25 protein-coding genes, 2 tRNA genes and 1 pseudogene are annotated in these 23,815 nt (G+C 47.9%); 4 read left to right on the top strand and 24 right to left on the bottom strand.

The window, feature by feature from the left end; genetic code table 11:
- Positions 1-7 precede the first annotated feature (7 nt).
- The 7 genes and pseudogenes from H6A13_RS06695 to H6A13_RS06665 all read right to left on the bottom strand — a co-directional run bounded on the left by H6A13_RS06695 (position 8) and on the right by H6A13_RS06665 (position 3,733).
- The gene (locus tag H6A13_RS06695; protein WP_204908845.1) at positions 8-502 is read right to left on the bottom strand and encodes a P-loop nucleotide/nucleoside kinase family protein; all 495 of its coding nucleotides are present in this window, start codon (positions 500-502) and stop codon (positions 8-10) included.
- A gap of 44 nt (positions 503-546) precedes the next feature.
- Positions 547-1,005 carry a peptide deformylase gene (gene def / locus H6A13_RS06690; RefSeq protein ID WP_204908844.1) on the bottom strand — a complete coding sequence of 153 codons (459 nt, stop codon included), beginning with the start codon at positions 1,003-1,005 and terminating at the stop codon, positions 547-549.
- Positions 980-1,243 carry a helix-turn-helix transcriptional regulator gene (locus H6A13_RS06685; protein ID WP_204908843.1) on the bottom strand — a complete coding sequence of 88 codons (264 nt, stop codon included), beginning with the start codon at positions 1,241-1,243 and terminating at the stop codon, positions 980-982. Before H6A13_RS06685 ends, def begins: the two co-directional genes overlap by 26 nt.
- Before the next feature lie 148 nt (positions 1,244-1,391).
- Positions 1,392-1,628 (bottom strand): annotated as a pseudogene (locus H6A13_RS06680) (TnpV protein); the annotation flags it as partial.
- A complete protein-coding gene (locus H6A13_RS06675; protein WP_243416535.1) occupies positions 1,607-1,864 on the bottom strand; it encodes a hypothetical protein in 258 nt (85 codons plus the stop codon). The gene H6A13_RS06675 and the pseudogene H6A13_RS06680, both read right to left, overlap by 22 nt.
- Before the next feature lie 10 nt (positions 1,865-1,874).
- Positions 1,875-3,029, bottom strand: a complete 1,155-nt coding sequence (locus tag H6A13_RS06670; protein WP_204908841.1) for an AAA family ATPase — start codon at positions 3,027-3,029, stop codon at positions 1,875-1,877.
- Between the two features lie 134 nt (positions 3,030-3,163).
- Positions 3,164-3,733: a flavin reductase family protein gene (locus tag H6A13_RS06665; protein WP_420827221.1), complete on the bottom strand. Its 570-nt coding sequence runs from the start codon at positions 3,731-3,733 to the stop codon at positions 3,164-3,166.
- Positions 3,734-3,841: 108 nt separating this feature from the next.
- Between H6A13_RS06665 and H6A13_RS06660 the strand changes: the two genes are divergently transcribed.
- Positions 3,842-4,177, top strand: a complete 336-nt coding sequence (locus tag H6A13_RS06660; RefSeq protein WP_204908840.1) for a winged helix-turn-helix transcriptional regulator — start codon at positions 3,842-3,844, stop codon at positions 4,175-4,177.
- Between the two features lie 80 nt (positions 4,178-4,257).
- On the opposite strand, the gene H6A13_RS06655 is transcribed toward H6A13_RS06660, so the two are convergent.
- From H6A13_RS06655 to H6A13_RS06635, 5 genes are all read right to left on the bottom strand, one after another.
- The gene (locus H6A13_RS06655; RefSeq protein ID WP_204908839.1) at positions 4,258-4,545 is read right to left on the bottom strand and encodes a hypothetical protein; all 288 of its coding nucleotides are present in this window, start codon (positions 4,543-4,545) and stop codon (positions 4,258-4,260) included.
- A 284-nt stretch (positions 4,546-4,829) separates the two neighbouring features.
- Positions 4,830-4,898, bottom strand: a tRNA-Thr gene (locus H6A13_RS06650).
- A 101-nt stretch (positions 4,899-4,999) separates the two neighbouring features.
- Positions 5,000-5,662 (bottom strand): hypothetical protein, encoded by a 663-nt coding sequence (locus tag H6A13_RS06645; RefSeq protein WP_204908838.1) that lies wholly within the window; start codon positions 5,660-5,662, stop codon positions 5,000-5,002.
- A 93-nt stretch (positions 5,663-5,755) separates the two neighbouring features.
- On the bottom strand, positions 5,756-6,079 hold the full coding sequence (locus H6A13_RS06640) for a helix-turn-helix domain-containing protein (RefSeq protein ID WP_204908837.1): 324 nt from the start codon (positions 6,077-6,079) through the stop codon (positions 5,756-5,758).
- Entirely contained in the window at positions 6,079-6,972 is an 894-nt protein-coding gene (locus H6A13_RS06635) for an FKBP-type peptidyl-prolyl cis-trans isomerase (protein ID WP_204908836.1), read from the bottom strand. The genes H6A13_RS06640 and H6A13_RS06635 overlap by 1 nt, the downstream gene beginning before the upstream one ends.
- A gap of 162 nt (positions 6,973-7,134) precedes the next feature.
- On the opposite strand from H6A13_RS06635, the gene H6A13_RS06630 reads away from it, so the two are divergent.
- A complete protein-coding gene (locus tag H6A13_RS06630; protein WP_204908835.1) occupies positions 7,135-9,261 on the top strand; it encodes a CocE/NonD family hydrolase in 2,127 nt (708 codons plus the stop codon).
- Positions 9,262-9,315: 54 nt separating this feature from the next.
- Here the strand turns inward: H6A13_RS06630 and H6A13_RS06625 are convergent, their stop codons facing one another.
- The 8 genes from H6A13_RS06625 to H6A13_RS06590 all read right to left on the bottom strand — a co-directional run bounded on the left by H6A13_RS06625 (position 9,316) and on the right by H6A13_RS06590 (position 18,476).
- Entirely contained in the window at positions 9,316-9,582 is a 267-nt protein-coding gene (locus tag H6A13_RS06625) for a DUF1294 domain-containing protein (RefSeq protein WP_204908834.1), read from the bottom strand.
- A 387-nt stretch (positions 9,583-9,969) separates the two neighbouring features.
- The gene (locus H6A13_RS06620) at positions 9,970-11,454 is read right to left on the bottom strand and encodes an AAA family ATPase (protein WP_204908832.1); all 1,485 of its coding nucleotides are present in this window, start codon (positions 11,452-11,454) and stop codon (positions 9,970-9,972) included.
- A gap of 61 nt (positions 11,455-11,515) precedes the next feature.
- The gene (locus H6A13_RS06615) at positions 11,516-12,385 is read right to left on the bottom strand and encodes a YitT family protein (RefSeq protein ID WP_204908831.1); all 870 of its coding nucleotides are present in this window, start codon (positions 12,383-12,385) and stop codon (positions 11,516-11,518) included.
- 130 nt (positions 12,386-12,515) lie between these two features.
- On the bottom strand, positions 12,516-13,739 hold the full coding sequence (locus tag H6A13_RS06610; protein ID WP_204908830.1) for a DNA polymerase Y family protein: 1,224 nt from the start codon (positions 13,737-13,739) through the stop codon (positions 12,516-12,518).
- A gap of 15 nt (positions 13,740-13,754) precedes the next feature.
- Positions 13,755-16,355 carry an ATP-dependent chaperone ClpB gene (gene clpB / locus H6A13_RS06605; RefSeq protein ID WP_204908829.1) on the bottom strand — a complete coding sequence of 867 codons (2,601 nt, stop codon included), beginning with the start codon at positions 16,353-16,355 and terminating at the stop codon, positions 13,755-13,757.
- Positions 16,356-16,700: 345 nt separating this feature from the next.
- Positions 16,701-16,907 carry a hypothetical protein gene (locus H6A13_RS06600; RefSeq protein ID WP_338043024.1) on the bottom strand — a complete coding sequence of 69 codons (207 nt, stop codon included), beginning with the start codon at positions 16,905-16,907 and terminating at the stop codon, positions 16,701-16,703.
- A 194-nt stretch (positions 16,908-17,101) separates the two neighbouring features.
- Entirely contained in the window at positions 17,102-17,587 is a 486-nt protein-coding gene (locus H6A13_RS06595; protein WP_204908827.1) for a GNAT family N-acetyltransferase, read from the bottom strand.
- A gap of 19 nt (positions 17,588-17,606) precedes the next feature.
- A complete protein-coding gene (locus H6A13_RS06590) occupies positions 17,607-18,476 on the bottom strand; it encodes a C39 family peptidase (RefSeq protein ID WP_204908825.1) in 870 nt (289 codons plus the stop codon).
- 168 nt (positions 18,477-18,644) lie between these two features.
- Here H6A13_RS06590 and H6A13_RS06585 point away from each other — a divergent pair.
- Together H6A13_RS06585 and H6A13_RS06580 are read left to right on the top strand one after the other, a co-directional pair.
- Positions 18,645-18,715, top strand: a tRNA-Gly gene (locus H6A13_RS06585).
- A gap of 59 nt (positions 18,716-18,774) precedes the next feature.
- Positions 18,775-19,713 (top strand): D-2-hydroxyacid dehydrogenase, encoded by a 939-nt coding sequence (locus H6A13_RS06580; protein WP_204908824.1) that lies wholly within the window; start codon positions 18,775-18,777, stop codon positions 19,711-19,713.
- Here the strand turns inward: H6A13_RS06580 and H6A13_RS06575 are convergent.
- The 4 genes from H6A13_RS06575 to clpX form a co-directional block, all read right to left on the bottom strand.
- A complete protein-coding gene (locus H6A13_RS06575; protein WP_204908823.1) occupies positions 19,673-20,206 on the bottom strand; it encodes a signal peptidase II in 534 nt (177 codons plus the stop codon). The genes H6A13_RS06580 and H6A13_RS06575 overlap by 41 nt on opposite strands.
- Positions 20,207-20,497, bottom strand: a complete 291-nt coding sequence (locus H6A13_RS06570; protein ID WP_204908821.1) for a hypothetical protein — start codon at positions 20,495-20,497, stop codon at positions 20,207-20,209.
- A 31-nt stretch (positions 20,498-20,528) separates the two neighbouring features.
- On the bottom strand, positions 20,529-22,265 hold the full coding sequence (locus tag H6A13_RS06565; RefSeq protein WP_204908820.1) for a S8 family peptidase: 1,737 nt from the start codon (positions 22,263-22,265) through the stop codon (positions 20,529-20,531).
- A gap of 94 nt (positions 22,266-22,359) precedes the next feature.
- Positions 22,360-23,793: an ATP-dependent Clp protease ATP-binding subunit ClpX gene (clpX, locus tag H6A13_RS06560; RefSeq protein WP_204908819.1), complete on the bottom strand. Its 1,434-nt coding sequence runs from the start codon at positions 23,791-23,793 to the stop codon at positions 22,360-22,362.
- Positions 23,794-23,815 lie beyond the last annotated feature (22 nt).

Raw genomic sequence — 23,815 nt, 5'->3', positions numbered from 1 at the left:
TTGAATATTACATAATATCCTCTTTCTGCAAAATTACTTTTTCTCCTTCGCCGCATGGCTCCTGAAATGCGTGATAATGATGTTCCAATATTTCATCTGTTATCACAAACGGCGAATTGGCATTTAAGACCTGATTTCTTTTATATAGTCTTTTTTGCAAAAGCTCTTTACTGGCTTTCATATAGACAAGTTCCGTTTCAGCGCCTGCTTTTTGGATCAGCTCTTTATAAAAATTCCGATTTTCCTTACTCCAGAAACTAAAATCAATCACAACATCTTTTCCCTGCTGAATCAGAGATAGCAGCTTTTTTTGAAGCGCAGTCTCCACCTGCTCTGACAATTTTTCATATTGTTCTTCCGGATAATCAATTCCCTTTCTCCCATAAAGTTTCCACATTTCTTCATCAATGGAAAGTCTGATATATCCTTCCTGTTCTTTTTTCTTGGCGTAAGTAGTCTTTCCAGAACCACATACGCCGCACATCATAATAACCTTGCTCATAAAACCCCTTTTTCTTTTTCCGAAATGGCATCTATCAATTTGTACTACAAAGCAGAAAGTTCTTCAATCGCTTTATCTAAAAAAATCATACCGTCCAGATGTTCCAGCTCATGGCAGAAGCATTTTGCCATTTCATCTTCTCCGTCAACTATAATTTCCTCTCCATATTCATTGAGTGCCTGAATCGTGACCTTTTGCGGACGGATTGTTTTTACAAAACGGTTCGGGAAACTAAGGCATCCCTCAACACATTCCTGCACACCGCTTTGGCTTATCATTTGCGGATTTACAAGTTTTAATCGTGTGTCGTTAAAATCAATGACAACCAACCGTTTCAAAACACCAACCTGATTTGCTGCCAGTGCAGCTCCATTTTCTGTTTCATGTAATGTATCAAGCATATCATCTAAGAGCTGCCTGATTTTATCATCAACTTTTAGGACAGCTTTACATTTTTTTCTTAATATAGGGTCGCTGTCATAGCGAAGAAATCTTGTTGCCACTTTTTACCTCCTGTCTGCTACTGTCAGCTCTTGATTTTCTAGGACTTACATCAAATAAAAATACATCCTCAATGGCACACTCAAACACTTTAGAAATATCATATGCAAGCCAGATAGATGGTTCGAATTTTTCTGTTTCTATGGCATTTATCGCCTGCCTTGAAGCTCCAACCAGTTCTCCTAATTGCTCTTGCGTCAGCCCTCGCTGTTCTCGCAATTCTTTTATTCTGTTTTTCATAGTTCCTCCAAAAGTAAGGTTAACATTACAATAATTATATATGTTTTTTCTTGTAATGTCAACCTTACACCCATTTTCTGTTACACAAATATTTATAAAAACAGGAAACGATACCATGTTTCAGATATCGTTTCCCTATATCATACCCTTATGAATAGATCATCTCATGCAGAACAATTTCTTCTGCCCGGTTACGGATGTTATTGCAACGCTGCACCCATTCCATTTGAGAAGTACGCTTTAATTCCTCTGTCACGCCCTCGGTAGCTTTCATCTGCTCCATGATAGTGTCTAACCGTTCCTGTGCCTGTTCGTTCAGGTCTGCAAGATATGTCCACAATTCTCCGGTCAGTATCAGTGTGTTCAATCTGGCTGGATGGACTTGCTAAGTTTAAAGTTCTCGCGTCGCGAGTCAAGAATCCGAATTACTGAGATCTTATCCAGGAAACCTTTTCGCAAATACTTCTCTTCAAAGTGCTTGCCATCCCTGCAGCGAATAACTTCTTCTTCCAACATTTCCTCTCTTGTAAAAATCAAAAGATTATGATCCAAAAGAATGTCTATGATAGCATTTTTAGCTGCCCCCTCACATATGCAGGCTTTATATTTTGCTAATTCCATAGACCGCCTCCTACTTAAGTGCTGCAGCCATACTTTTCTTCAGCCGCATATAGGCTTCATACATAGGAGTTGTTCCTTCCAGGAAGCCACTCTGATATGCGTCACTCTTCTTTATATCATTCCTTTTCAAAATTGTGCTCAGGTTTTCAACTGTAATCCCGTCTCTGTTTCTGATTATAAAAATACTGTCATTTCTGTCGTATTCATCCAGCAATTCAGGATAATGCGTTGAAAAAATCAAGGTACCGCCATTTTTATTCAACTTGCTATCCATAAAGAAACGCATCAATGTAGTTACGATTTCTTTATTAAAATGGTTCTCTATCTCATCAACTACAATATAGCCGCCCTTTTGCAGCACTTCCTGAGCCAACGTAAAAGTAATCATGCCCTTCACAGTACCAGAAGAGAGATAATTATTCAACTGGATCGGATCATTCATCACAATCTCGTCTTTCCCCTTGAACTTCAGGCGGATGACTGTTTTTTGATCCTTCTCATCGAACTCCAGGCGTTCAACTGTTGGATCCAAATAGGTAATAACCTCTGCCGGTATATTGTCAGAAAAAGGAAGGACATTTATATTTGTGAATTGCAGTAAATTCACCACCCTCATATTTTCCCCTGTTTTCTTATTCCGGGCGATCATGATACTGACATCATCTGACAGGAAATCCTCCTGTCCGCTTCTAAACATTACAGGCTCCTTGTCATCAAAATCAAGCATGGATTTTCGTGTGATTACCTCGTCCGTCTGCTTTGACCATATTTTTTCAGACAAAATTCTATATACAATCCCCTCTGTCTTAGTCTGCTTCGAAGTTATCATGGTTTCAAGACGGCATATCTCTTTATTTAACTCTGAGTAGAAAAAAATGTTCAATACTGCCTTTTCCGCGTTTCCAAGAATATCCCTGGTTTCGATGTGGTTGATCGGCTCATTATTGATTACCCCCAATGACAAAAGTATAACTTTTAAGACAGATGTTTTTCCTGAAGCATTGATTCCTATAAAACCATTAGCTGGATTCAAATATATATTTGAAAACAAGGAATAAAGGATATCTTTCTGGTCCTCCGCCACTCTTTGCTGAGCATAAAAGCATATATCAAGCTTTTCCTTAAAAAGCGGCAACCCCTCTGCTGTGATTCTCAAAAGTTTCATATTGAGTCCCTCCAAATTAAAAACAGTTTTTCCGTTAATAAATTCCCTCTATCGGTAGTATACCTCCAGATTCAAAATTTATCAACGGATTTCCTGTTTTTATTTTTGAAATAGTATCAAGTCTGTTGCCCCGCTTATTTTTTTAACTGCAGTCCATCTTTAAATGCTTCGCCGACTCTCTCCGCAACCCTATAGTAGCCGTGTGTATATGGGTCAAATGCAATTGCATCAACCTTAGAGATATCAACCTCATCGTCATCCATGACTCTCTCATCAGCAGTTGTGTTTACCACTTTCCCAATAACTCCACAACCATATTCTCCCTCCTGATACTCTATAAATTCACATTCCAGGCACAGCGGAAATTCCTGTATAACAGGCGCATCAACGTGTTCGGATTTTACGGCGGTCAATCCGCTGTTTTCAAATTTTTTCTGTGTTCTATTTCCGGATTCCACGCCAAAATAATCCGCCTCCACTACATGCGAAGCGTCTGCTATGCTGACCGTAAATGCTTTCCGGGCCTTAATATTCTGAACAGTTTTATGTGTTTCCGTCAGGTTCAGGGCTACATGATCTCTTGCCTGCATAGTCCCCCATGCGGCATTCATCACATTCACACTGCCATCTTCATTATAGGTAGCCACCATAAGTACAGGCATCGGGAAAATACCTTCCGTTGTTTTAATATCTTTTCTCATCATATCAGCCTCCTGTTTTTATTGTTTTTGTTTCAAATCTATGATAACATAGCACCGAAGTAACTAAAAGTACCCTCGTAAATGTAAGGTACTTTCTCAGAGGTAAGCTTAATGAGTAAAAAAGATATTGAAAACGCTAATTTTAATGATACCGGATATAGTTACACGCTTTCACTGATAGCAGGAAAATACAAGCCTGTCATCCTTTACTGTCTGATGGAATATGAACCCGTCCGTTTTAATGAAATGCAGCGCTATTTAAAGAAAGTATCCGATAAAACCCTGAGTCAGAATCTGAAGGAACTGGAATCCGACAATTTGATCATCCGCAAAGTATATCCACAGATCCCGCCGAAAGTAGAATATTCTCTTTCAGAAAAGGGACACTCTCTTATGGCGGTGCTGGATCAATTATGCGTATGGGGAATGGAACATCGAGAGCAATAAATTTCGTATTCCCTTTGAAACTGGGGCAGGCGATTCGCCCCTCTAATCCCACAGGCAGAAGAAATACTCTTTTAACATATTCAGCGCTTCATCCTTCGATGTATTCCGATATGAAAGCCATATTTTTCCGTAAATTCCTCATGCGCTTTCGCGTATTCCTCTTCGTAAGGATTCTGTCTGGCACATGTATACTCATTCGATTCTTTCCACAAAAAAATCATACGGTCTAAGATTTTATCCCATTCTTCATAACAAGTATCATTAACTAAAATCCCCTCTTCGTTCGTAAAATTTTCTCCCAGACCACACATCAGGAATCCTTCTTTGTTCCAGATGCTATTAGCAGACGTCTCTCTCTTTCGTTTCATCACTGTCCTCCCGTGTATAGAAAGGCTGCGGCATACACCGCAGCCTTTCTCTGATATTATTGCCTGCATTACAGCCATGAGGTTTATTCCCGGCCAATCAGTTCAGCGCCTTAACCTGTCCCATGGATTTCGGCACATTTCTATGCCTGAAGAAAAGTTCCCCATTTACCCAAAACTATTGAAGAAGAAAACAATTGACCATTCACAGTTAACAGTTCAGACAAAATCCAAAACGATTAACGATTTGCGATGTTCTTTCACATCATTCATTCCCTCAATCTTCTGAAGACAGGATTTGAACCTGCGACATCATGGTTACAAGCCATGTGCGCTACCAGCTGCGCCACTTCTTTATTGAGTTTCCCAACTTAATCAAATTTGGTGTTTTCACCAGGCAGCATTACCCTGCTGCAGGGGAACTGAGTCCGGAATTTTCGTAATGTAAGCAATGCCTCTATACAATCTCAATAAACGTAGTTGCATTAGATACTTTGATCTGTGTATCCAGTTCCGCAAGAAGGATATTTCTCTTTTCCTCAAGTTCTTCCAGCTTCGTCTTTACATCCAGTGGATCTACAAGCTCTGTCGTGTTCTCCTTTACGTATGTATCAACCACGTCTAACGGCCTGTCATCTTTTGCCTTTGCATCACGCCCTAAAATACTCAGCCGCATACTTTCGGCAGTGGTCTGAAGCTGGCTGTTCTTCAGATCACAAAAACGTACGCGTTCATTGTATTCGCTATTTAATTTATCCTGCAGTTTTCCTTCAAAATCAGCGTCTCCTTCGTATGAATCCATGCCATGAAGCCTGCTTCTCAAAGAAATGGCGCCTGCTACTGTAAAAGTTCCGTAAGAAGTCTTCACTTCTGTCCTGGCATTGGAATCTACGATCGCGGCGTCAATCTTCTGGAACCGTTTGATCAAGTCATGAATCTGCTGATAAGAAGCTTCCGCCTCTTTCGCAAATTCTGCCCTGTCGACCCGCTTCGCATAAACCTTGTCCTCATTTGGCCGGATCGTATCTACAAAGCTCGCCTTCTCAATCTTATCACCTATCTTCTTTACCAGCAGATCTCTCTCATCCAGAGCCTGCGTCACAAGCATCTTTTCGCCCATAAAAATTCCTCCCTTAAAACAACTCCTGATCTCTATAGGAATCATTTTAAGGGAGGATCCTATTTTTGTCATTGAACTTGTAGTATAAATGTTTTACGCTGCTTTATATTCCTGCAGCTTTTCACGATATGCCTGCAGGCGTTTCACCCAGGCGTTCTGTTTACCGGGCGTCTTGTAGTCATATCGCCTGGTTCCGCACAACATTTCATCTACCGGGAGTTGAAACAACTCGCTAAGTGCATATAGATTGTCAATGGTTGGCATGCTGATTCCGTTCAGCCAGTGGTAAACGCTCTGGATACTGGCAAGCCCCAGATATTCCTGAACATCTTTTACAGACAGCGCACGCTCATCCATAATCCTGCGCAAATGGATCCCGGTTTTCTTCTTATCAATTACAGGAAACAAATTCCTCATCACCCTTCCAGTACTTCAACCAGCTCAATCCGGAAGTTCAATTCTTTTCCAGCCATCTCAGGATTTGCATCGAAAGTGATTGTCGTTTCTCCCTTTGCCGCCACTTTCACAGGGAATGGCTGTCCATACTGATTGGTCAGATAAACCTGCTGTCCCACCTGTGCTTCCTCGGATCCCGGAAGCTGTGCGATCTCCACGGTAAATACTGCATTGGGGTCCGGCATGCCATATGCTTCCTCCGGCATCAGATGCACATCCACAATCTGTCCCACTTCCATATCCGCAACAGCAGCGTCAAATCCAGGGATCATCTGTCCGGCTCCGCAGACAAACTCCAGCGGTTCTCCCCGGTCATATGAAGAGTCAAACTTGGTTCCATCGTTAAATGTGCCTTTATAGTGAGTACGGCAGGTCTTTCCCACATTTCGTCCGGTCAGTGTCGGCTGTGTACCGCATCCCCCGCCGCAGCTGCTCCCGCAGCCGCCTGAGCAGGAATGACCCTCTTCATGATCTCCGCAGCTGTGACCTTCCTCATGATCCCCGCAGCTGTGGCCTTCTCCGTGATGATGATCACAGTTGGCTCCTGTAGATACCAGTTCGCCCTTCAGATATGCTTCTACTGCCTGATCGGTGTCTCCTTCGGCTCCGGAACAAAGTTCCACACCTGCCTCTGCAAGAGCCGCCTGGGCTCCTCCGCCGATGCCGCCGCAGATCAGCACATCTACCTTCTGTTCCGCCAGAAGTCCGGCCAGCGCGCCATGTCCAACGCCGTTAGAACCAATCACTTCACTGGAAATGACCTGATTATTTTCCACTTCGTATACCTTGAACGATTCGGTTCTTCCAAAATGCTGAAATATGTTTCCATTATCATAAGTTACTGCTATCTTCATCTCTAAAACCTCCCAAATGATTTCCTGTTTATTCTAACACATACCGGAAACTTTTTGGTATCTTTTTTAAATATCAGAGTGATTGACTAGAACCAAAAGAAAATCTATACTATTTATCAGAAGTTCAATCAGAACACATATCATATTTTTGGGAGGTTTATCATGGAAAACAAGCATTACAGCAAAGTGCCGGTTTTTGAAAACGGTCTGGCACAGCCGGTCTTCCCCTTTACTGACGGAAAAACCGGAGAAAAATATGATCCTGCCACATCAGACATTGTCAGATACTGCGTATACGTGGAATCCGACTACGACATGGACGGGGACGGAAAACGGGATCTGGTCAAGGTCTTTGTCCAGGTACCAAGAAGCGCCGTAGAAGGGAATTACAAAGCTGCCACCTTATTTGAGGCGCGTCCCTACTGCGCCGGCGTCCAGGAGGACGGTTACGACCACATGAAAGAGGTGGCGGAAAAAGAATACCGCAAATTTGATCTCGCCGACCTGGATCATGAGGCCGCGCCCCGGGTTCCTTCCGGTTCCGCAAGCGCCATGGATCTGGCCTTAAAGGCGGATCCTTCCGACTGGTACTATAAAGACAAGGGCAGCACCAACAGCATGGTTTATGAAAATATCGACAGTTTCAATTATTATCTGGTGCGGGGATTTGCAGTCATCGTCAGCGCAGGATTTGGCGCCCTTGGCTCCGACGGATTCAACTATGTAGGTTCTGAGTATGAAAGAGACGCCTTCAAATCCGTGGTAGAGTGGATCCACGGCGACCGGGTGGCCTATGCAGACCGGGAAGGCACCATCACCACTAAAGCCGACTGGGCCAATGGAAATGTAGCCATGACCGGACGTTCTTACGCAGGCACCATGCCTTTCGCAGTCGCAACCACAGGTGTGGAAGGGCTGAAAACCATCGTTCCCGTAGCAGGAATCGCCGACTGGTACAGCCAGCAGAACATGCAGGGCGCACAGCGCTACTGGCCAAAGGAAATGCTGAACAGTTTCCTGGCTTATTACTGCTCCAGCCGCTACAACGACAGCACCCTTTCCGAAAAACAGCTGGACGACATCGCCGCATTTCATCATGAACTCAGCCTTCAGCAGTTAAAATGCGGTTTCGATTACGATGAAAAATTCTGGGGAAGCGGAAATTACCGCTTAAACGCAGACAAGATAAAGTGCCCCGCGCTGATCGTTCAGGGACTCAACGACGAAAATGTTTCTACCAAACAATTTGAAATGATGCTGAAGTCCTTCCAGAAAGCCGGACAGACTGTAAAGGCCATCCTGCACCAGGGTCCCCATATCACACCGACCATGCCAAACAAAGGCTATGGTATCCTTATCGACGGAAAATTTTATGACGACATCGTAAATGAATGGATCACCCATTATCTGTACGGTGTAGAGAATCAGGCAGAAGACATGCCCGCCGTCCTGGTACAGACAAACCATGACCAGAGAAAATGGGAAACTTCCGACTCCTGGGACACCGGACACAGCATGAAGCTGACCAGCGGATCCACCGGAACTGCCGTGATCGACACCGACTGGGAGGCTGCCGGAATCAGCGCCAAAAACTTCGACGATGTGATGGGCACCACTTCCACCAATATGGGACAGCGCTATGTCACCCGCCCATTTGAGAAGGCAGTCACCATCCAGGGTACGGTATGCCTGCATCTGAAAGCCGCATTAAAAGACGGCGATGCAGAGGCAGATTTCCATCCCGAAAACCGCAACGACGTGGACACCCTGACCATGAAACTGGGCGCCTCCAGGATCTCCGGCAGAATGGACGATGTGGAAATCGCCGTACTTCTCTGCGATGTCTGCGACACCGAATTTGACAGCATCCAGACCACAGACCCGGAGAGAAACATCATTCCGGTAACCACCGTAAAAGAAGGCGGTATCATAAACGGCGGAGACCTTCCGGCATTCGACGAGGCAGAATTCACCACCGTACATAAAAAATACCGCGTCATCACCCGCGCATTCGCAGATCTCTGCAATCCGGAAGCCGGATACGAGCCCGAAACCGCGGCAAACAGCATCGAATTAAAGAAAGACGAGTACCACGACTACCACATCTATCTGAACGCAACCCGGTATACAGTAGAGCCCGGCCACAGCCTGGCCATCGTCATCGCCACCGAGGATCCGGTAAACTGCATGATCCACAAAACCTACTCCGTCGAGATCGACAACAGCTCTGTTCATGCAGATGTACCTGTAACAACAGAAGAAAACGACTATACCATAAATGCTCAATAATGGAAATAAAATGGTAAGCAAATGGAAATGGGGACGTAGACCTTTGCAAAAGGTCTACGTCCCCATTTCCATTCCGGCGATCAGGATCCATATGACTCCCTGCAGCAAAAAGAGGACGGGAATCCCGATCCGAAATGCGGGTTTTCTTGTTTTATGATGAAACAGGAACATCCCTGCCATTGCTCCAAGGGATCCTCCGATCAGCGCCAGCCCGAGCAATACGCTCTCCCTGATCCGGAATTTTCGTTTTTTTGCTTTTCTTTTATCCAGCCCGAAGGCCGCAAAGGTTATCACGTTGATCACGAATAAATAATAGATCATTTTTTACACATCCCTAACACACATTTATAATTAGAATCATCTTATCATGGATCTGTCTCCCTCTTCAACACAAACAGAATATTCCGAAGCTAAATATTCTGTATATTTTAATTTTATTATATTTTTTTCAGTTTTTGTATTGACATTTTGTGTTTTGCGAGTTATTATTAAGCCATCAAATAACAAGGAGGACGGACCACCAAAAACTTAAGCTTAACATTCATAATCTAATGAAAAGAGAGGTATAGTCCATTGGATGAAATAACAAATTAAAATCCACTGTACGAAATGTCAACTTCGATACAGTGGATTTTTTCATGTCTTTTTTGTTCTTCTTTTCTCCAGCTGCAGAGTCTGAAACCATGACGCCAAAATTGCAATACCGAACTACCCCAGCAGGTTCCGTACCATTTCCCCGTCAAAGGTGACGGATCTTAAGTGATCTACTTCAATCTGATACAGGGCGTTTGCCGCCAGGTGCTCGGCCGCCTGTTCCAGGTCGCGGATGCCGCTGGTCTTTTTATAGATCTCGATCACTGCATCCAATCCTTCCGGCGTAAGGGTGCATTCATCCTTCTCCATGCCGATCCGCTTGAGAACTTTCGGCAATGCATAATTAGAGAAGATCACTTTCTTTTCTTCCGGTGTATAGTCCGGGATCTCGATCACCGCAAACCGGGACATCAGAGGCGCGCTGATCTGATCCTTGTCATTGGCCGTTGCGATGGGATACACGCCCACCGTCGGGATCATACATTCAATATAATTATCTGTAAATCCAAGATTATCCAAAAGAGTCAAAAGCACATCCGCCGGATTGCCGTTTCCCTTCCCGGCCGCCGCCTTATCCAGCTCATTGATGATGAAGACCAGGTTGGACTCGCCTGCCATGGAAAATGCTTCCATGATAATTCCGGGCTTGGCGTTGGCATAGATCCTGGAGCTTCCGGTCAGCTGCTCCGGATCGTTAATGGAGCTCATATCCAGCGTGGTCCAGGGGAGTTTCAAAATCCTGGCCACCGCATAGGCGATCTGGGACTTCCCGGTTCCCGCAGGTCCGATCAGCAGGATTCCGTAAGCCGGAAGAGTATGGGTCCGGTTGATCTGGATAATGGTCTCAATGATCCGCTGCTTGACCTGTTCCATACCGTACAGTTCTTCATCCAGGATCCTTCTGGCCTCTTTCGGATCCACCGCCGGAAAATAATTTCCCTTCCACTGAATATTCATCATGATCGACAACGCCCGCTGGGCATGACGGCGTTCTTCTGCCGACACCTCGCTGGAACGGGCCACCGCAAGATTCCGTCTGGCCCAGAGACGGATATTATCCGGCAGGGTCCGGCCCGCGCAGTTCATAAAGTCTGTAATACTCTGGATGCTGGTCAGCTTCATGCTGTCGCCGGCCTCCTCTTCTTCCTCCTCCGGAATCTCCATGGAAGGCGCATCACTGGAAAGAAGCCGTTCAATCATAAACTGGAGAAATCCGTCTTCTGCAGACAGCTTGGACCCTCCGCCAAAAGCCATCTCCCGGATCCGGTAGACACAATAGCCTTCCTCCCTCTCCTCTCCGGACAGGCACACATTGATATGATTTTCCCCCAGCCACTTCAGAAGGCTGACAAACCGGGCGTCAATCTTTACGATATCCACGCTGCAGGTCTCCCCGCCCTCTTTCCATTCAAAAGCGGTCTTCCGGACCGGATTGGTAAATACTCCGCAGGCGTGATGGGAAAGTCCCGCCTCTTTATCACCAAGGACCAGCATCGGATGATCCGCAGAAGCGGTCCTTTCGTTGGAATAGAATACTTCATAAGTGCACTCCGGCTCCTGATCCTTTGCCGGCGCGTTATTAAAATCAAAAACTGGCATGGTCTGCTCCTTTTCTTCTGCATTCATGTGATTACAAAATTATATCACACTTTTCCCATATTTACAGTTCTGAAATTTCTTCTTTAAATCCTTCTCCCACTACTTCATTGGATTCCATAATAATGGTAAATGCTTTGGGGTCGATCTTGTGCACCATTTTCTTGATGGTATACATCTGCTTATTGTTGCAGGCACACATAACCACGTCTTTTTTCGCCTTGCTGTAGCTTCCCATTCCTTTCAGAATGGTAGAACCTCTGCCGGAATACTCATCGATCCGTTCCGCCACTTCTTCGCCCCGCTCCGTCACGATCAAGGTCAGCTTTCCTTCATCAATACCGTACATGATCCGGTCCATTACGATCGCCATCAGGTAAGTAACGATAATACCATAGATCAGGCCGTCCACATCGCCGAATACCAGCACCGTACCAAGAACGATGGTCACCATATCCAGTACAAATGTAATGATGCCCAGGGTAATATGCGGCTTTACCTTTTTGATCGATACGCTGATAAAGTCCTGGCCGCCGGTAGAAGATCCTCTCATGAAGATCATGGCGTATCCGATCCCGCACAGAACTCCCATGCAAAGGGCCGCCAGGAACCGGCTGCCGTCATAGACAGGAAGTAACGGCGCGACATAGTCCATCAGTACAGAAGAAATCACCATGGATTTCACGGACTTCAGGAAAAATGTCCTTCCCAGGAATTTATAACAGAAGATCGAAACCGGGATATTCAGGATAATGGTTCCGATACCTACCGGAAGCCCCAGCAGGTGATACATGATAATGGCGATTCCCGAGAAACCTGCCACCGGGAAATTCGCGTTCAGCGCGAAATTATAGACACCCACTGCAATCAGCATACCCGCCACAATGTCTACCAGAACATCCAGGCCAATTTCTTTCCAATCCACATTTTTCATCGAATCGTTCCTCTCTTTCCTTTGTTATTGTCTGTATTCTTTCTGTATCATATCCGCAAAAAAAGAACACCCGCAAACTATAAAAATATAATTCGCCGATGCTCTTATGCATTTAAGTATAATGATTCCGTCAAAATTTGTCAACACCCTGTTTGGGCAGGGAGCCGGTTCCTTTGCGGACTACTTCTTTTCCATATTTCCCTTTGAGCTGCTCCATGGCCTCTTTTAACTGCCGCTTTTTCCTGCGCTTCTCCTCCGGCTCCACCTGAATATCAAAGATGCTTAACTGCTCCGGCTCTCCTTTTTCCGACAATTTGGAACTCCGGATGCCAAGAAGACGGATCGGCTGATGATTCCACAGCTCCAGAAACAGGCTCACAGCCTCCTGGTAAATGTCCCGGGCGTCATAGGTGGGCTTTGCCAGCTGCCGCTGATGGGATACGCTTTCAAAGGTGTAATATTTGATCTCCACACTCAGCATCCCCGCCTTCTGCCCCGCTTTCTTAAGCCTGCGGGACACGCTCTGCGCCAGCTGCTCCAGCACCGCCTCTGCCTCTTCTTCTGTCTCCGCATCTTTGGGAAGTGTCACGGAATTCCCGATCCCCTTAGCCTCCGGCGGTTCCGAGATAACCTGATCATCCCCGATGCCGTTGGCAAACTCCCAGAGCCTGCGGCCGTGACTTTTTAAATGCAGTTCCAGGATCGCCGGATCGGTATTTGCCAGATCTCCGATCGTATAGATCTCCAGCTTCTTTAAGGTCTCGGTACTGGATTTTCCCGCCATGTACAGATCCCGCACCGGCAGGGGCCACATTTTCACCTGGATCTCCTGTGGAAATAAAGTATGTACCTTGTCCGGCTTTTCAAAATCCGAAGCCATCTTTGCCAGCAGCTTATTACTGGAGATCCCCACGTTTACCGTAAATCCAAACCGGTGTTTCACTTCATTTTTCAGTTCCAGGGCTCCTTCCACCGGGGAAGAATACCGCTTCGCAGCCTCCGTAAAATCCATGTAACACTCGTCCACACTGACCTGCTCGATCTCCCTGGAATATGTTTTCAAAAATTCCATCAGCGCCTGGCTGTACCGGTGATACATCTTGTGATCCGGCGGCTCCATATGGAGGTTCGGACATTTCCTCAGCGCATTTGCCACCGGCTCGCCGGTAACGATGCCATATTTCTTTGCAGGAATGGATTTTGCCAGAACGACGCCGTGCCTGGACGCCCGGTCCCCGCCGATGATGGCGGGGATGGTCCGGATATCCAGGCTGCTGCCGCTTTTTAACTGTTCTACCGCCGTCCAGCTCAGGTAGGCGGAATTCACATCAATATGAAATATGACACGGTTCATCCGTTTTCTCCTGTATTAAATCTCCTGCAGATGCTGCTTGATCCTTGCGTCCAGATGTCCGTCCACGCCATCGATCAAAATGGTGTCTCCGGTGCCTACGTTTCCTTCCAGGATCAGCTTCGCGGCCAGGGTTTCCACGTTTTTCTGCAGATACCGTTTCAGGGGCCGTGCGCCGTAGGTCGGATCATAGCCGCCCTCCACCACGATCTGTTTGGCATTTTCAGTCAGTTCGATGCGGATTTCCTTATCTGCCAGCCGTTTGTTCACATCATCCACCAGCAGTTTGATGATCGCATGGATATTGTCCCTGGTCAGCGGACGGAACATAATCGTCTCGTCCAGACGATTCAAAAACTCGGGCCGGAAATGATTCCTCAGATCGTTCATAACCAGTTCCTCTGCCTCCGGCCTGATATTTCCATTTTCATCGATGCCGTCCAGCAGATAGGCAGAACCGATATTGGAAGTCATGATCAGGATAGTGTTCTTAAAGTCCACAGTACGTCCCTGAGAGTCTGTGATCCGTCCATCGTCCAGCACCTGCAGCAGCACGTTGAATACGTCCGGATGGGCCTTCTCGATCTCATCAAACAGTACCACGGAATAGGGTTTTCTCCGGACCGCCTCTGTCAGCTGGCCGCCCTCGTCATAACCCACATATCCCGGAGGCGCTCCAATGAGCCGGGACACAGAATACTTCTCCATGTACTCACTCATATCGATCCGCACCATATTATTTTCATCGTCAAACAGACTCTCTGCCAGTGCCTTGGCAAGCTCCGTCTTGCCCACGCCGGTCGGTCCAAGGAACAGGAAGGATCCGATCGGCTTGCTGGGATCCTTGATCCCCGCCTTGGAACGGATGATGGCTTCTGTTACTTTGGTCACGCCTTCGTCCTGTCCGATGACACGCCTGTGGAGTTCGTCCGCCAGATGCAGCGTCTTGCTCCGCTCGCTTTCATTCAGCTTCGCTACCGGAATGCCGGTCCAGCGGGAAATGATCTTGGCGATCTCATCCTCTGTGACGCTTTCGTGTACCAGCGACAGATCTTCATCCTTTACCTTCTCTTCTTCCTCCTCCAGCTGTTTCTGCAGCTGCGGAAGCCGTCCGTACTGCAGTTCCGCCGCTTTATTCAGGTCGTAGTTCTGCTGGGCGGTCTCGATCTCCCGGTTCAGCTGTTCGATCTGCTCGCGGAGTTTCTGCACATGTTCCACGGATCTCTTTTCATTATCCCACTGTGCCTTCTGTTTTGCAAATGTTTCCCGCTCTTCCGCCAGCTCCTGCTGCAGTTTTGCCAGCCGCTCCTGGCTTAAGCGGTCATCCTCTTTTTTCAGCGCCGCCTCTTCAATCTCCAGCTGCATGATCTTCCGGTTCAAAGCGTCCAGCTCAGTGGGCATGGAGTCCAGTTCCGTCTTGATCAGCGCGCAGGCTTCATCCACCAGGTCAATGGCCTTATCCGGCAGGAACCGGTCGGAAATATACCGGTTGCTTAAAGTAACTGCCGCCACCAGGGCGCTGTCTGTAATCTTGACGCCGTGGAAGACTTCGTAGCGTTCTTTCAGCCCCCGGAGGATCGAAATGGCGTCCTCCACCGACGGCTCATCTACCATCACCGGCTGGAACCGCCGCTCCAGAGCCGCATCCTTTTCAATATACTGCCGGTATTCGTCCAGCGTCGTGGCGCCGATACAGTGAAGCTCTCCTCTGGCCAGCATGGGTTTGAGCATATTTCCGGCGTCCATGGCGCCGTCACTCTTTCCCGCTCCCACGATAGTATGCAGCTCATCGATAAAGAGGATGATATTGCCATCGCTGTTTTTTACTTCCTCAAGGACCGCTTTCAGACGCTCCTCGAATTCTCCCCGGTACTTGGCTCCGGCCACCAGGGCTCCCATATCCAGGGCAAATAATTTTTTATCTTTCAATGCTTCCGGCACGTCGCCCCGGACGATCCGCTGCGCCAGTCCTTCCACAGCCGCAGTCTTTCCTACTCCAGGTTCGCCGATGAGCACCGGATTATTCTTTGTCTTACGGGACAAGATCCGGATCACATTGCGGATCTCCGCATCCCTTCCGATTACAGGATCCAGCTTCTGCTCTCTTGCCCGCTCCACCAGATCCTGACCATATTTGTTCAAAGTATCGTAAGTGGCTTCCGGATTATCGCTGGTCACGCGCTGATTGCCTCTCACGGTTGACAAAACCTGCAGGAAGCTGTCTCTTGTAATGCCAAACTCCCGGAACAGCTGCTTCATTTCCCGGTTTGCATGTTTGATCATGGACAGGAACAGATGCTCCACGGAAACATACTCGTCACCCATCTGCTTAGCTTCATCTTCTGCGTAGACCAGCACGTTATTCAGATCCTTGCCGATAAACATCTGGCCCCCCTGCACCTTCGGGCGCTTCCGCAGGGCCTCCTCCGCCCGGTTGACAGCTGTCTCCTTTGTAATCCCCATTTTTTCAAATAATTTTAAGATCAGACTGTCATCAATCGTCAGCAGCGCATAGAACAGGTGCTCCTGCTCAATTTCCTGATTGCCGTAATCCATTGCCGCCTTCTCACAGCCCTGGACCGCCGCCATAGAACTCTGTGTAAATTTATTAATATTCATAACCATACGCCTCCTTTTTGAGATCGGTTGTTTTCATTGTTCTAGTGGTAATATAACACTTGTTGTTAGCAGAGTCAAGAGACGAGTGCTAATTTTTTCTTTATTTTTTGCCTGCATATCGGTAAAAATATCTTTCAATCAATCGCTCCAATCTGAAATTTGAGTATAGAAAAAGCGATTGATCTCCAACGGAGTAACCGCTTTTTATGTGGAATATGAAATTATCTATTGCTTTATATGGGCACTTAGCTCTTCTTCCATGTTGCGTCCGCTGTACATGACACGTAAAACTGTTACTACCTGTTCTTCTATATCTGGAATGTATTGATGTGGCTACATTAAAAATCATAAACCATAGTCTTTGCGAATATCAGAAAAAACCGTTCTTGCGTCTTTGGTTCGACCAGCTTTCATATCCGCATATCCTTTCTCCAGTTCTGTGTGCAATTCGTCTGTTCCCAACATGCTTATATCTGTGGACGTTCTGTCTGGAATTTTTACTTCAAAGGGAAGTCCTCGCTGTAAGATAATCTGTTTATAAAACATATTGATAGCGTTAGAAGCCGGAATACCAAGTGTAGAGAGAATTTTTTTCAGCCTGCTCTTTAATTTCAGGCTCTATTCTCGCATATAAATTTGCTGACTTTGCCATAATAACAACGCTCCTTTCTCGTGCATATCTTTTTCTTTATTATACACATGTGTCCGCACAACAGCAATACATTTTTCTTGCAATCCTTGCTCTCTTACTCCAGCGGCAGCCGGTAAGTAGCAAAGGTATCCATAAGTTGTCCGCCGTTTTTCCGATAAAATTCCATGGAAGGAGTATTCCATGTAAGACACAGCCACTCCATCCTGGCTCCGCCCATCCGGGCCGCTTCCTTTTTCAATTCCTCAAACAATGCTCTGCCGTAGCCTTTTCCCCGGTATTCTTCCAGCACCAGAAGGGCATCGATGAAAATCCCCGCCCGGCCGAGATACCCGGAAAAGTTTCTAAAAAAGAGAGCCATACCCACTTCTTTTCCATCTGCCAGAACAAACAAAGCCTTCGCCCCGTTGTCCCGCTCCAGTTCTTCTTGTAACAGCTCCGGCGTGGAGACCAGATGTTCCTCTGCCTTTTCATATTCAGAAAGACGTTTTAAGAACTCCAGGACAAGGCCGGCGTCTTTCCCTTTTGCATAACGAAATCCGATATTCCCGTGATTCTTAATCTGTGCTTTTTCTTCTGTCATTTTCTCCTCCTGGTTTTTCCTACCCCTGATCTATCTGGTAGACCCACATAGCCTTGATCTGGTCGTGGATCTCTCCATATGTCCAGGTTCTCCCGCTGTTTTCTGTGCTGAACGGATCGTTGATCCTGATCTGTCCATTTTCATATCCGGTCATAACAATAAAATGGCCGTTCTGTGTAAAATACCCGGGCCCCATACTGCAGATGACCGGATGCCCGGCCGAAAGTTCTGCCGAAAGTTCCTCTTCTGACAAAAAACCGCTGTAGCAGGAAAGCCCCCAGTTCTTGCCTGCCTCCTGCATAAAAGCCCAGTACGTATTATTCTCTTCATCTACATACTGGTTCTGTGTTCCATACTCTGCCACTTTTGCCGGTGTAATAGTCGGATCATGGCGCAGTCCTGCCGCCACCATCGCCATACAGGTAGGCCCGCAGCCACTGACTGCAACCACACTGGTCCCGTAAGGCGCATACCCCCAGCGTTCATCCCACTGGATCAGAAGCGGGATCTGCCCATCCACATAGTCATCTCCAATATCTTCCGCATATATCTGTCCCTGTTTTTCCCCGTAATCTTCTACATAGGACACAGTAGCCGGATTCTTATCAAGAAGTTCGATCACGCCTTCCGGATAGCCGGCCGCTGTTGCCTCCATGCGCACCCGCTCAATCCGTTCCTTTTGCGTCTCAATATGCGGGCCGGCCAGACGGTAAAGCTCTTTTTGTTCCTTGGTCAGCGACGCTTCCTTTGTTTCCGGCCGGCTGTTTCTGGAAAGGACAATCCCAAGACCGCCGCCGATCAGTACCAGCGCAGCGGCCGCAATAATCACATAATAACGGTATACCTGCTGCCTTCTCTTCGAGGGGTGCTTTTCCTGCCTGAAAATCATCTGTCGTTCACCTCGTTTTTTCTATTTCATCCTTATTCTGTATTGCCATTATATAATATTCTCTCGTTCAAAAACAACTTAAACAAATCTTAATTTCCCTCTTGCTTTTTGTTATCAAAGATGATATGATATAACACGTTCACGGGAAATTTCATAATTCATCATTTTGCGGGTGTAGTTCAATGGTAGAACACCAGCCTTCCAAGCTGGATACGTGGGTTCGATTCCCATCACCCGCTTTTTTCTATACCCAAATATATTCTATCCATCATCTGGAAATCTGGAAGGAGGTTCCATTATGAAACTTGTATTTCTTGACGCAAAAACCATCGGGGATGATATCGATCTCTCTGCTTTTGATCAGTTGGGGGAAGTGGTGAAATATTCTTTTTCCCAGCCGGAAGAAGTCCCGGAACGGGTTACAGATGCAGACGTGCTCATCGTCAATAAGATCCGGATCGACGAAGCCGCTGTAAAGAACGCCCGGAATCTTAAGTTGGTATGTGTCACTGCCACTGGCACCAATAACCTGGATAAAGCATATCTGGAGAGCCGTGGCATCGCCTGGCGAAATGTGGCGGACTACTCCACAGAATCCGTGGCCCAGCACACCTTTGCCATGCTGTTTTTCCTGCTGGAAAAGCTGCGCTATTATGACGAATATGTAAAAGAAGGCCGCTATATCAACGACACCATCTTTACACATTTTGCAGAACATTTTTACGAAATCAAGGGAAAAACCTGGGGAATCATCGGTCTGGGAAATATCGGGCGGCGGGTGGCCGCCATCGCAGAAGCATTCGGCGCGGATGTGATCTATTCTTCCCCGTCGGGGAGCGCGCCACAGCCCGGATATCACCAGGTGCCGCTTCACACCCTGCTTAAGAGTTCGGACATTATCTCCGTCCATGCGCCTTTAAATCAATATACAGAAAATCTGATCAACGCAGACGCGCTGAAAGAAATGAAACCGGCCTGCATCTTTCTGAATCTCGGCCGGGGACCCATCGTTGTGGAACAGGATCTTGCAGACGCGCTGAAGGAAGGACAGATCGCTGCTGCCGGCCTGGATGTGCTGTGCAAAGAACCGATGAGCGCAGACAATCCGCTCTACGCCATCAGGGACAGCAGACGGTTATTTATCACACCGCATATCGGCTGGGCCAGCGTAGAGGCAAGAACCCGGCTGATGGGTATTATTTACCAGCAGATCCGAGAATTTTTCGCAGAGTCATAAGCAAAGCTCCGGCGGCCAGATAAAAATCTGCCAGATTAGCCGTCAGCTTTGCCAGAAATGCATGTTCGGAACGAAATCCGATATAATCTACGACCTTGCCGCGGAGCAGGCGGTCCAGAAGATTGCCTGCCGCTCCGGCGGCCGTCAGGGTCGTGCCTGTCTTTGCAAGCAGATGCCCTTTCCTGCACAGATTCCGGACCCAGTCTCCAATCACAACCACTCCGGCGGCCAGAGACAGATTCCAGACCGCTTCCGGATGCTGTGCAAAGGTTCCAAATGCAAATCCCGGATTGTAAACCTTACGGTACAGAAGTTTTCCGCCGGGAAGAACACGCTCTTCCCCTGGTTCCAGATACTCCTGCGCATACTGCTTCAGCGCTTCATCCGTCCCAAGAAGAAGGGCAAAAAGCCCCGGCATCCAGATCCGCTTTTTTACAGCCCGTGGAAGAATATTCCACAGGCTTTTTTTCTGCGGATGTTTCCGGATCTTCATCTAGCGGCCCTCGCGGATCCGCACGATCTCTTCTTCCTGTCTTTCGATGGTCTCTTCCCGCTTCTCGATCGCTTCACAGAACGTGATATAATCTGTGTCCCGGATCTCTCCGTGCTGGAATTTCTCATAGACCATGCGTCCGATATCGATCAGGTCTCTTTCATTGGCCCGTTTCAGGGAACGGATATCGCTCTTGATCTTCTGGATCTCTATGGTGTCTTCCGTTTTCTTTCCAAGATCACTGATGACTCCTGATAATTTCTGTTCCATATCTTTAAAAAAATCTGCCATACCTTTTCTCTCCTTTATCATACGCCGTTCTTTACAGCTGCCGCAGGCGGTCCAGGGACTGGTATACATTCAGCGTCCCGTAGCCCCACTCCCGGTTCGGATACTCCATAAACTCTCTCTGCCCGGCTCCCAGCACGATGATATTGCGGATCTGTACAGAGGTCACGCCCAGCGTATCCGGCTGCGCTCTCAGCCATTCCATCAGAAGGGCGGATGCGCCTGCCGCAATGCCTGCCGCCGCGCTGGAACTGGTTCTGACTGTAAAATTTCCATCCGTTCCAAGGCCTGTGATCCCGACGCCCGGCGCCGCAAAATCCGGCTTAATCTTTCCATTTCTAGTATACCCTCTCCCGGAATGAATATCAACTCCATTATCCTTTCCGTTGTAGTAGGCTGCAGTCATAACCGCCGAAGCGCTCCCGGGCTCTGTCATCGTAAGGTCCGCGTCCGCTTCCAGGAAAAACACCTCGCGTCTTAAGAATTCCCGCACCGGAAGCCAAATGTGTACCTCGCCCGCGGCTCTTTGTATGGACAAAAGTTCCAGCTTCCAGATCCCGGGCGCCGGGTCTTCAAACCGCAGGAAGATCACCTGGGAATCATTATTTTCCAGCAAAATGCGGTCTTCCACCGTAACCTTTGTACCGTCAAAGGTAAACACCCAGTCATATTTCTGCCCCTGTCTGAGGGAAATGGGCCGGGTGCGCTCCCCGGACGGCGATACCACCGACAAGGTCACCACATCCGGCAGCCTCGCCCACACCTCCGCGGAAAATCCGCCGGTTCCCTCGCCTGCCCGGATCTCCGCAGTCACCGTTTCCTGATCCTTCTGGAACCGGTGGGAAAAATGGTGCCGCTGCGCCGCCTCATTCCCGGCACCCACCACTACGGCGCGGTCTGTCAGATACGCATAACGGTCCAGGACTCTGGCCAGCACCGAGGAACCGTTGTGGCCGCCAAAATTCGTTCCCATCGCAAGACACAGCACCAGCGGCATCCCTCTTTCCTGTGCCAGGCGATTCAGATACGCAAGCCCCAGCAGGATATCATTTTCCTGATAACAGACCACCTCCTGCGGGATCCCATAAAAATCTTTCAAATACTTCTTGGCAGGCTTCAGCTTTACCATGGCGATCGAAGCCTCCGGCGCAGCCCCGATAAACCGGTTCTCAGGGTCCGCGCTTCCTGCCGCCACACTGGCAAGAAAACTGCCGTGCCCGTCCGGATCGATCCCCGGCGCTTCCCCGGGATCCGCATACCGGTTTTCTCCAGCGCCAGTTCCCATCTCCTCCAGCATCCGGTTGATCTCCGCCTCATCCACCACCCTGCCATATGCTGCCCCGGAAGAATCTGCCCCGTCCCCGGCAGGAGCGGTCTGATCCCAGATACCCAAGATCCTGGTTTTTCCGTCCAGCCTTTGAAATACCGGGCTTCTCCAGTCAATGCCTGTATCTGCAAAGCCGATCAGCACTCCCTCTCCCATAGTCTGAAGCGCCGGATAATTCTGTACTGCTGTGATCCCGGCCACATTCACCGCGTCCATATCCAGAGGCGTGTAGCATTTAGGAATGGAGTAATAGCCATAGCGGGAAAAGGACAACGACTCCCGCTCCTCCTGCTCCAGATAGGATACCCGGTACCCGAAATCTCCTTCCTGCACACAGCCGTCCCGTTCCTGAAAGGGCCCGACCGGATCTTCCCGGTAGTCCGGAAGCAGAAAATCCCAGTAATCCTCCGAAAGAATCTTCTCCCGACATGTCAATGATCCCATAAAAACACCTCATACATCTTATACTGCCGGATCTTCTTCCTCCGGCTGTATAAAATATATGAGGCTTTCTTCTGTAACATTCAGGGCAGACCGGTTAGCCGTTCAGCCTCGGCACCTCCTGGCCCCGCAGCTGGATCACAGGTCCCCCTGTCCCTTCTATGTATTCCTTTGTGATAGTCACCTGGCCGATGCTGTCATCCTTGGGGATCTCATACATGATGTCCAGCATAAATTCTTCAATGATGGCCCGAAGCGCTCTGGCCCCGGTGTCTTTTTTCATCGCCTTTCTGGCAATGGCTGTCAGCGCTTCCTCGTCAAAATCCAGCCTGACCTCGTCCAGCGCCAGCAGCTTCTGGTATTGTTTCAGAATCGCGTTTTTGGGCTCCTTTAAGATCTTGACCAGCATTTCCTCATTCATGCCCTCCAGCGTAAAGACGATAGGCAGTCTTCCCAGAAATTCCGGGATCATACCGAAATTCCGCAGATCCTCCGTAGTCACTTTGGAAAGGATGGTCTTGTCATGGTCATATTTATCCTTTAAGTCCGCGCCAAATCCAATCGAAGACTGCTTGGTCAGGCGCTCTTTTATAATACCCTCCAGATCCGGGAACGCTCCGCCGCAGATAAAGAGGATGTTCCTGGTATTCACTGTAGTCAGCGGAACCATGGCATTTTTGCTGTTCGCGCCCACCGGCACTTCCACGTCACTTCCCTCCAGCAGCTTCAGCATACCCTGCTGTACCGATTCCCCGCTGACGTCCCGCTGATTGGTATTCTTCTTTTTGGCGATCTTGTCGATCTCATCGATGAAAATGATTCCCTGCTCCGCCTTCTCCACATCATTATCCGCAGCCGCCAGAAGCTTGGAGACTACGCTTTCAATATCGTCGCCGATGTAACCGGCTTCGGTAAGAGAAGTGGCGTCCGTAATGGCAAGAGGCACATCCAGGATCCTGGCCAGCGTCTTGACCAGGTAGGTCTTGCCGGAACCAGTGGGACCGATCATCAGCATATTGGACTTCTCAATCTCAATATCATCCATAGAGTCCGTCGCCACCCGCTTATAATGATTGTAAACAGCCACGGACATGGCTTTTTTAGCGTACTCCTGACCCACTACATATTCATCCAGGCTGGCCTTGATCTTGTGCGGCGCCGGGATCTTGCGGATATCAATAAGCGGCTTGTGCTCTTCGCCCTCTTTTTTCTTCTTGATCTTTTGCTGCTTCGGGATCGCCTGTTCCAGATCCGCCATATTCATAAAATGCACACCCGGCATATTCAGAAGCTGGCTGTAATCGATCTGCCCGTTTTTCATGGCGTCAAAGCTTCTCTGCATACAGCCGCTGCACACGGAAAATCCTCCCGGCAGGTCGATCATCTTACCGGCCACACTTTCCGGCCGGTGGCAGACGGAACAGATCTTTTCATATGCGTCTTCTTTATGGTGATTCTCTTCTCCGGTCTCTTTCCCGGCAGTATCGATGGTTTCTACTTCTGTCTGTTCATTTTTATCCTGTTCTGACATGTTTAACCCTCTTTCTAAAATC

This window comes from Mordavella massiliensis (genome assembly GCF_016902415.1).
In the GTDB taxonomy this organism is placed as follows: Bacteria; Bacillota; Clostridia; order Lachnospirales; family Lachnospiraceae; genus Merdimonas; species Merdimonas faecigallinarum.
Note: the sequence above shows the minus strand (reverse complement) of the source record. Positions and strands in the feature narration are given on the sequence as shown.

Excerpts from the sequence above, each read along its gene's own strand:
- H6A13_RS06665 (WP_420827221.1), bottom strand. The coding sequence starts at position 3,733 with ATGATGAGAAAAGATATTAAAACAACGGAAGGTATTTTCCCGATGCCT.
- clpB (WP_204908829.1), bottom strand. The coding sequence starts at position 16,355 with ATGAATATTAATAAATTTACACAGAGTTCTATGGCGGCGGTCCAGGGC.
- H6A13_RS06610 (WP_204908830.1), bottom strand. The coding sequence starts at position 13,739 with ATGAACCGTGTCATATTTCATATTGATGTGAATTCCGCCTACCTGAGC.
- H6A13_RS06590 (WP_204908825.1), bottom strand. The coding sequence starts at position 18,476 with ATGATTTTCAGGCAGGAAAAGCACCCCTCGAAGAGAAGGCAGCAGGTA.
- H6A13_RS06640 (WP_204908837.1), bottom strand. The coding sequence starts at position 6,079 with ATGAGGAATTTGTTTCCTGTAATTGATAAGAAGAAAACCGGGATCCAT.
- H6A13_RS06575 (WP_204908823.1), bottom strand. The coding sequence starts at position 20,206 with ATGAAGATCCGGAAACATCCGCAGAAAAAAAGCCTGTGGAATATTCTT.
- H6A13_RS06675 (WP_243416535.1), bottom strand. The coding sequence starts at position 1,864 with ATGGAATTAGCAAAATATAAAGCCTGCATATGTGAGGGGGCAGCTAAA.
- clpX (WP_204908819.1), bottom strand. The coding sequence starts at position 23,793 with ATGTCAGAACAGGATAAAAATGAACAGACAGAAGTAGAAACCATCGAT.
- H6A13_RS06630 (WP_204908835.1), top strand. The coding sequence starts at position 7,135 with ATGGAAAACAAGCATTACAGCAAAGTGCCGGTTTTTGAAAACGGTCTG.
- H6A13_RS06695 (WP_204908845.1), bottom strand. The coding sequence starts at position 502 with ATGAGCAAGGTTATTATGATGTGCGGCGTATGTGGTTCTGGAAAGACT.
- H6A13_RS06595 (WP_204908827.1), bottom strand. The coding sequence starts at position 17,587 with ATGACAGAAGAAAAAGCACAGATTAAGAATCACGGGAATATCGGATTT.
- H6A13_RS06580 (WP_204908824.1), top strand. The coding sequence starts at position 18,775 with ATGAAACTTGTATTTCTTGACGCAAAAACCATCGGGGATGATATCGAT.
- H6A13_RS06620 (WP_204908832.1), bottom strand. The coding sequence starts at position 11,454 with ATGCCAGTTTTTGATTTTAATAACGCGCCGGCAAAGGATCAGGAGCCG.
- H6A13_RS06565 (WP_204908820.1), bottom strand. The coding sequence starts at position 22,265 with ATGGGATCATTGACATGTCGGGAGAAGATTCTTTCGGAGGATTACTGG.
- H6A13_RS06660 (WP_204908840.1), top strand. The coding sequence starts at position 3,842 with ATGAGTAAAAAAGATATTGAAAACGCTAATTTTAATGATACCGGATAT.
- H6A13_RS06625 (WP_204908834.1), bottom strand. The coding sequence starts at position 9,582 with ATGATCTATTATTTATTCGTGATCAACGTGATAACCTTTGCGGCCTTC.
- H6A13_RS06685 (WP_204908843.1), bottom strand. The coding sequence starts at position 1,243 with ATGAAAAACAGAATAAAAGAATTGCGAGAACAGCGAGGGCTGACGCAA.
- H6A13_RS06635 (WP_204908836.1), bottom strand. The coding sequence starts at position 6,972 with ATGAAGATAGCAGTAACTTATGATAATGGAAACATATTTCAGCATTTT.
- H6A13_RS06570 (WP_204908821.1), bottom strand. The coding sequence starts at position 20,497 with ATGGCAGATTTTTTTAAAGATATGGAACAGAAATTATCAGGAGTCATC.
- H6A13_RS06655 (WP_204908839.1), bottom strand. The coding sequence starts at position 4,545 with ATGAAACGAAAGAGAGAGACGTCTGCTAATAGCATCTGGAACAAAGAA.
- H6A13_RS06615 (WP_204908831.1), bottom strand. The coding sequence starts at position 12,385 with ATGAAAAATGTGGATTGGAAAGAAATTGGCCTGGATGTTCTGGTAGAC.
- H6A13_RS06645 (WP_204908838.1), bottom strand. The coding sequence starts at position 5,662 with ATGGGCGAAAAGATGCTTGTGACGCAGGCTCTGGATGAGAGAGATCTG.
- H6A13_RS06670 (WP_204908841.1), bottom strand. The coding sequence starts at position 3,029 with ATGAAACTTTTGAGAATCACAGCAGAGGGGTTGCCGCTTTTTAAGGAA.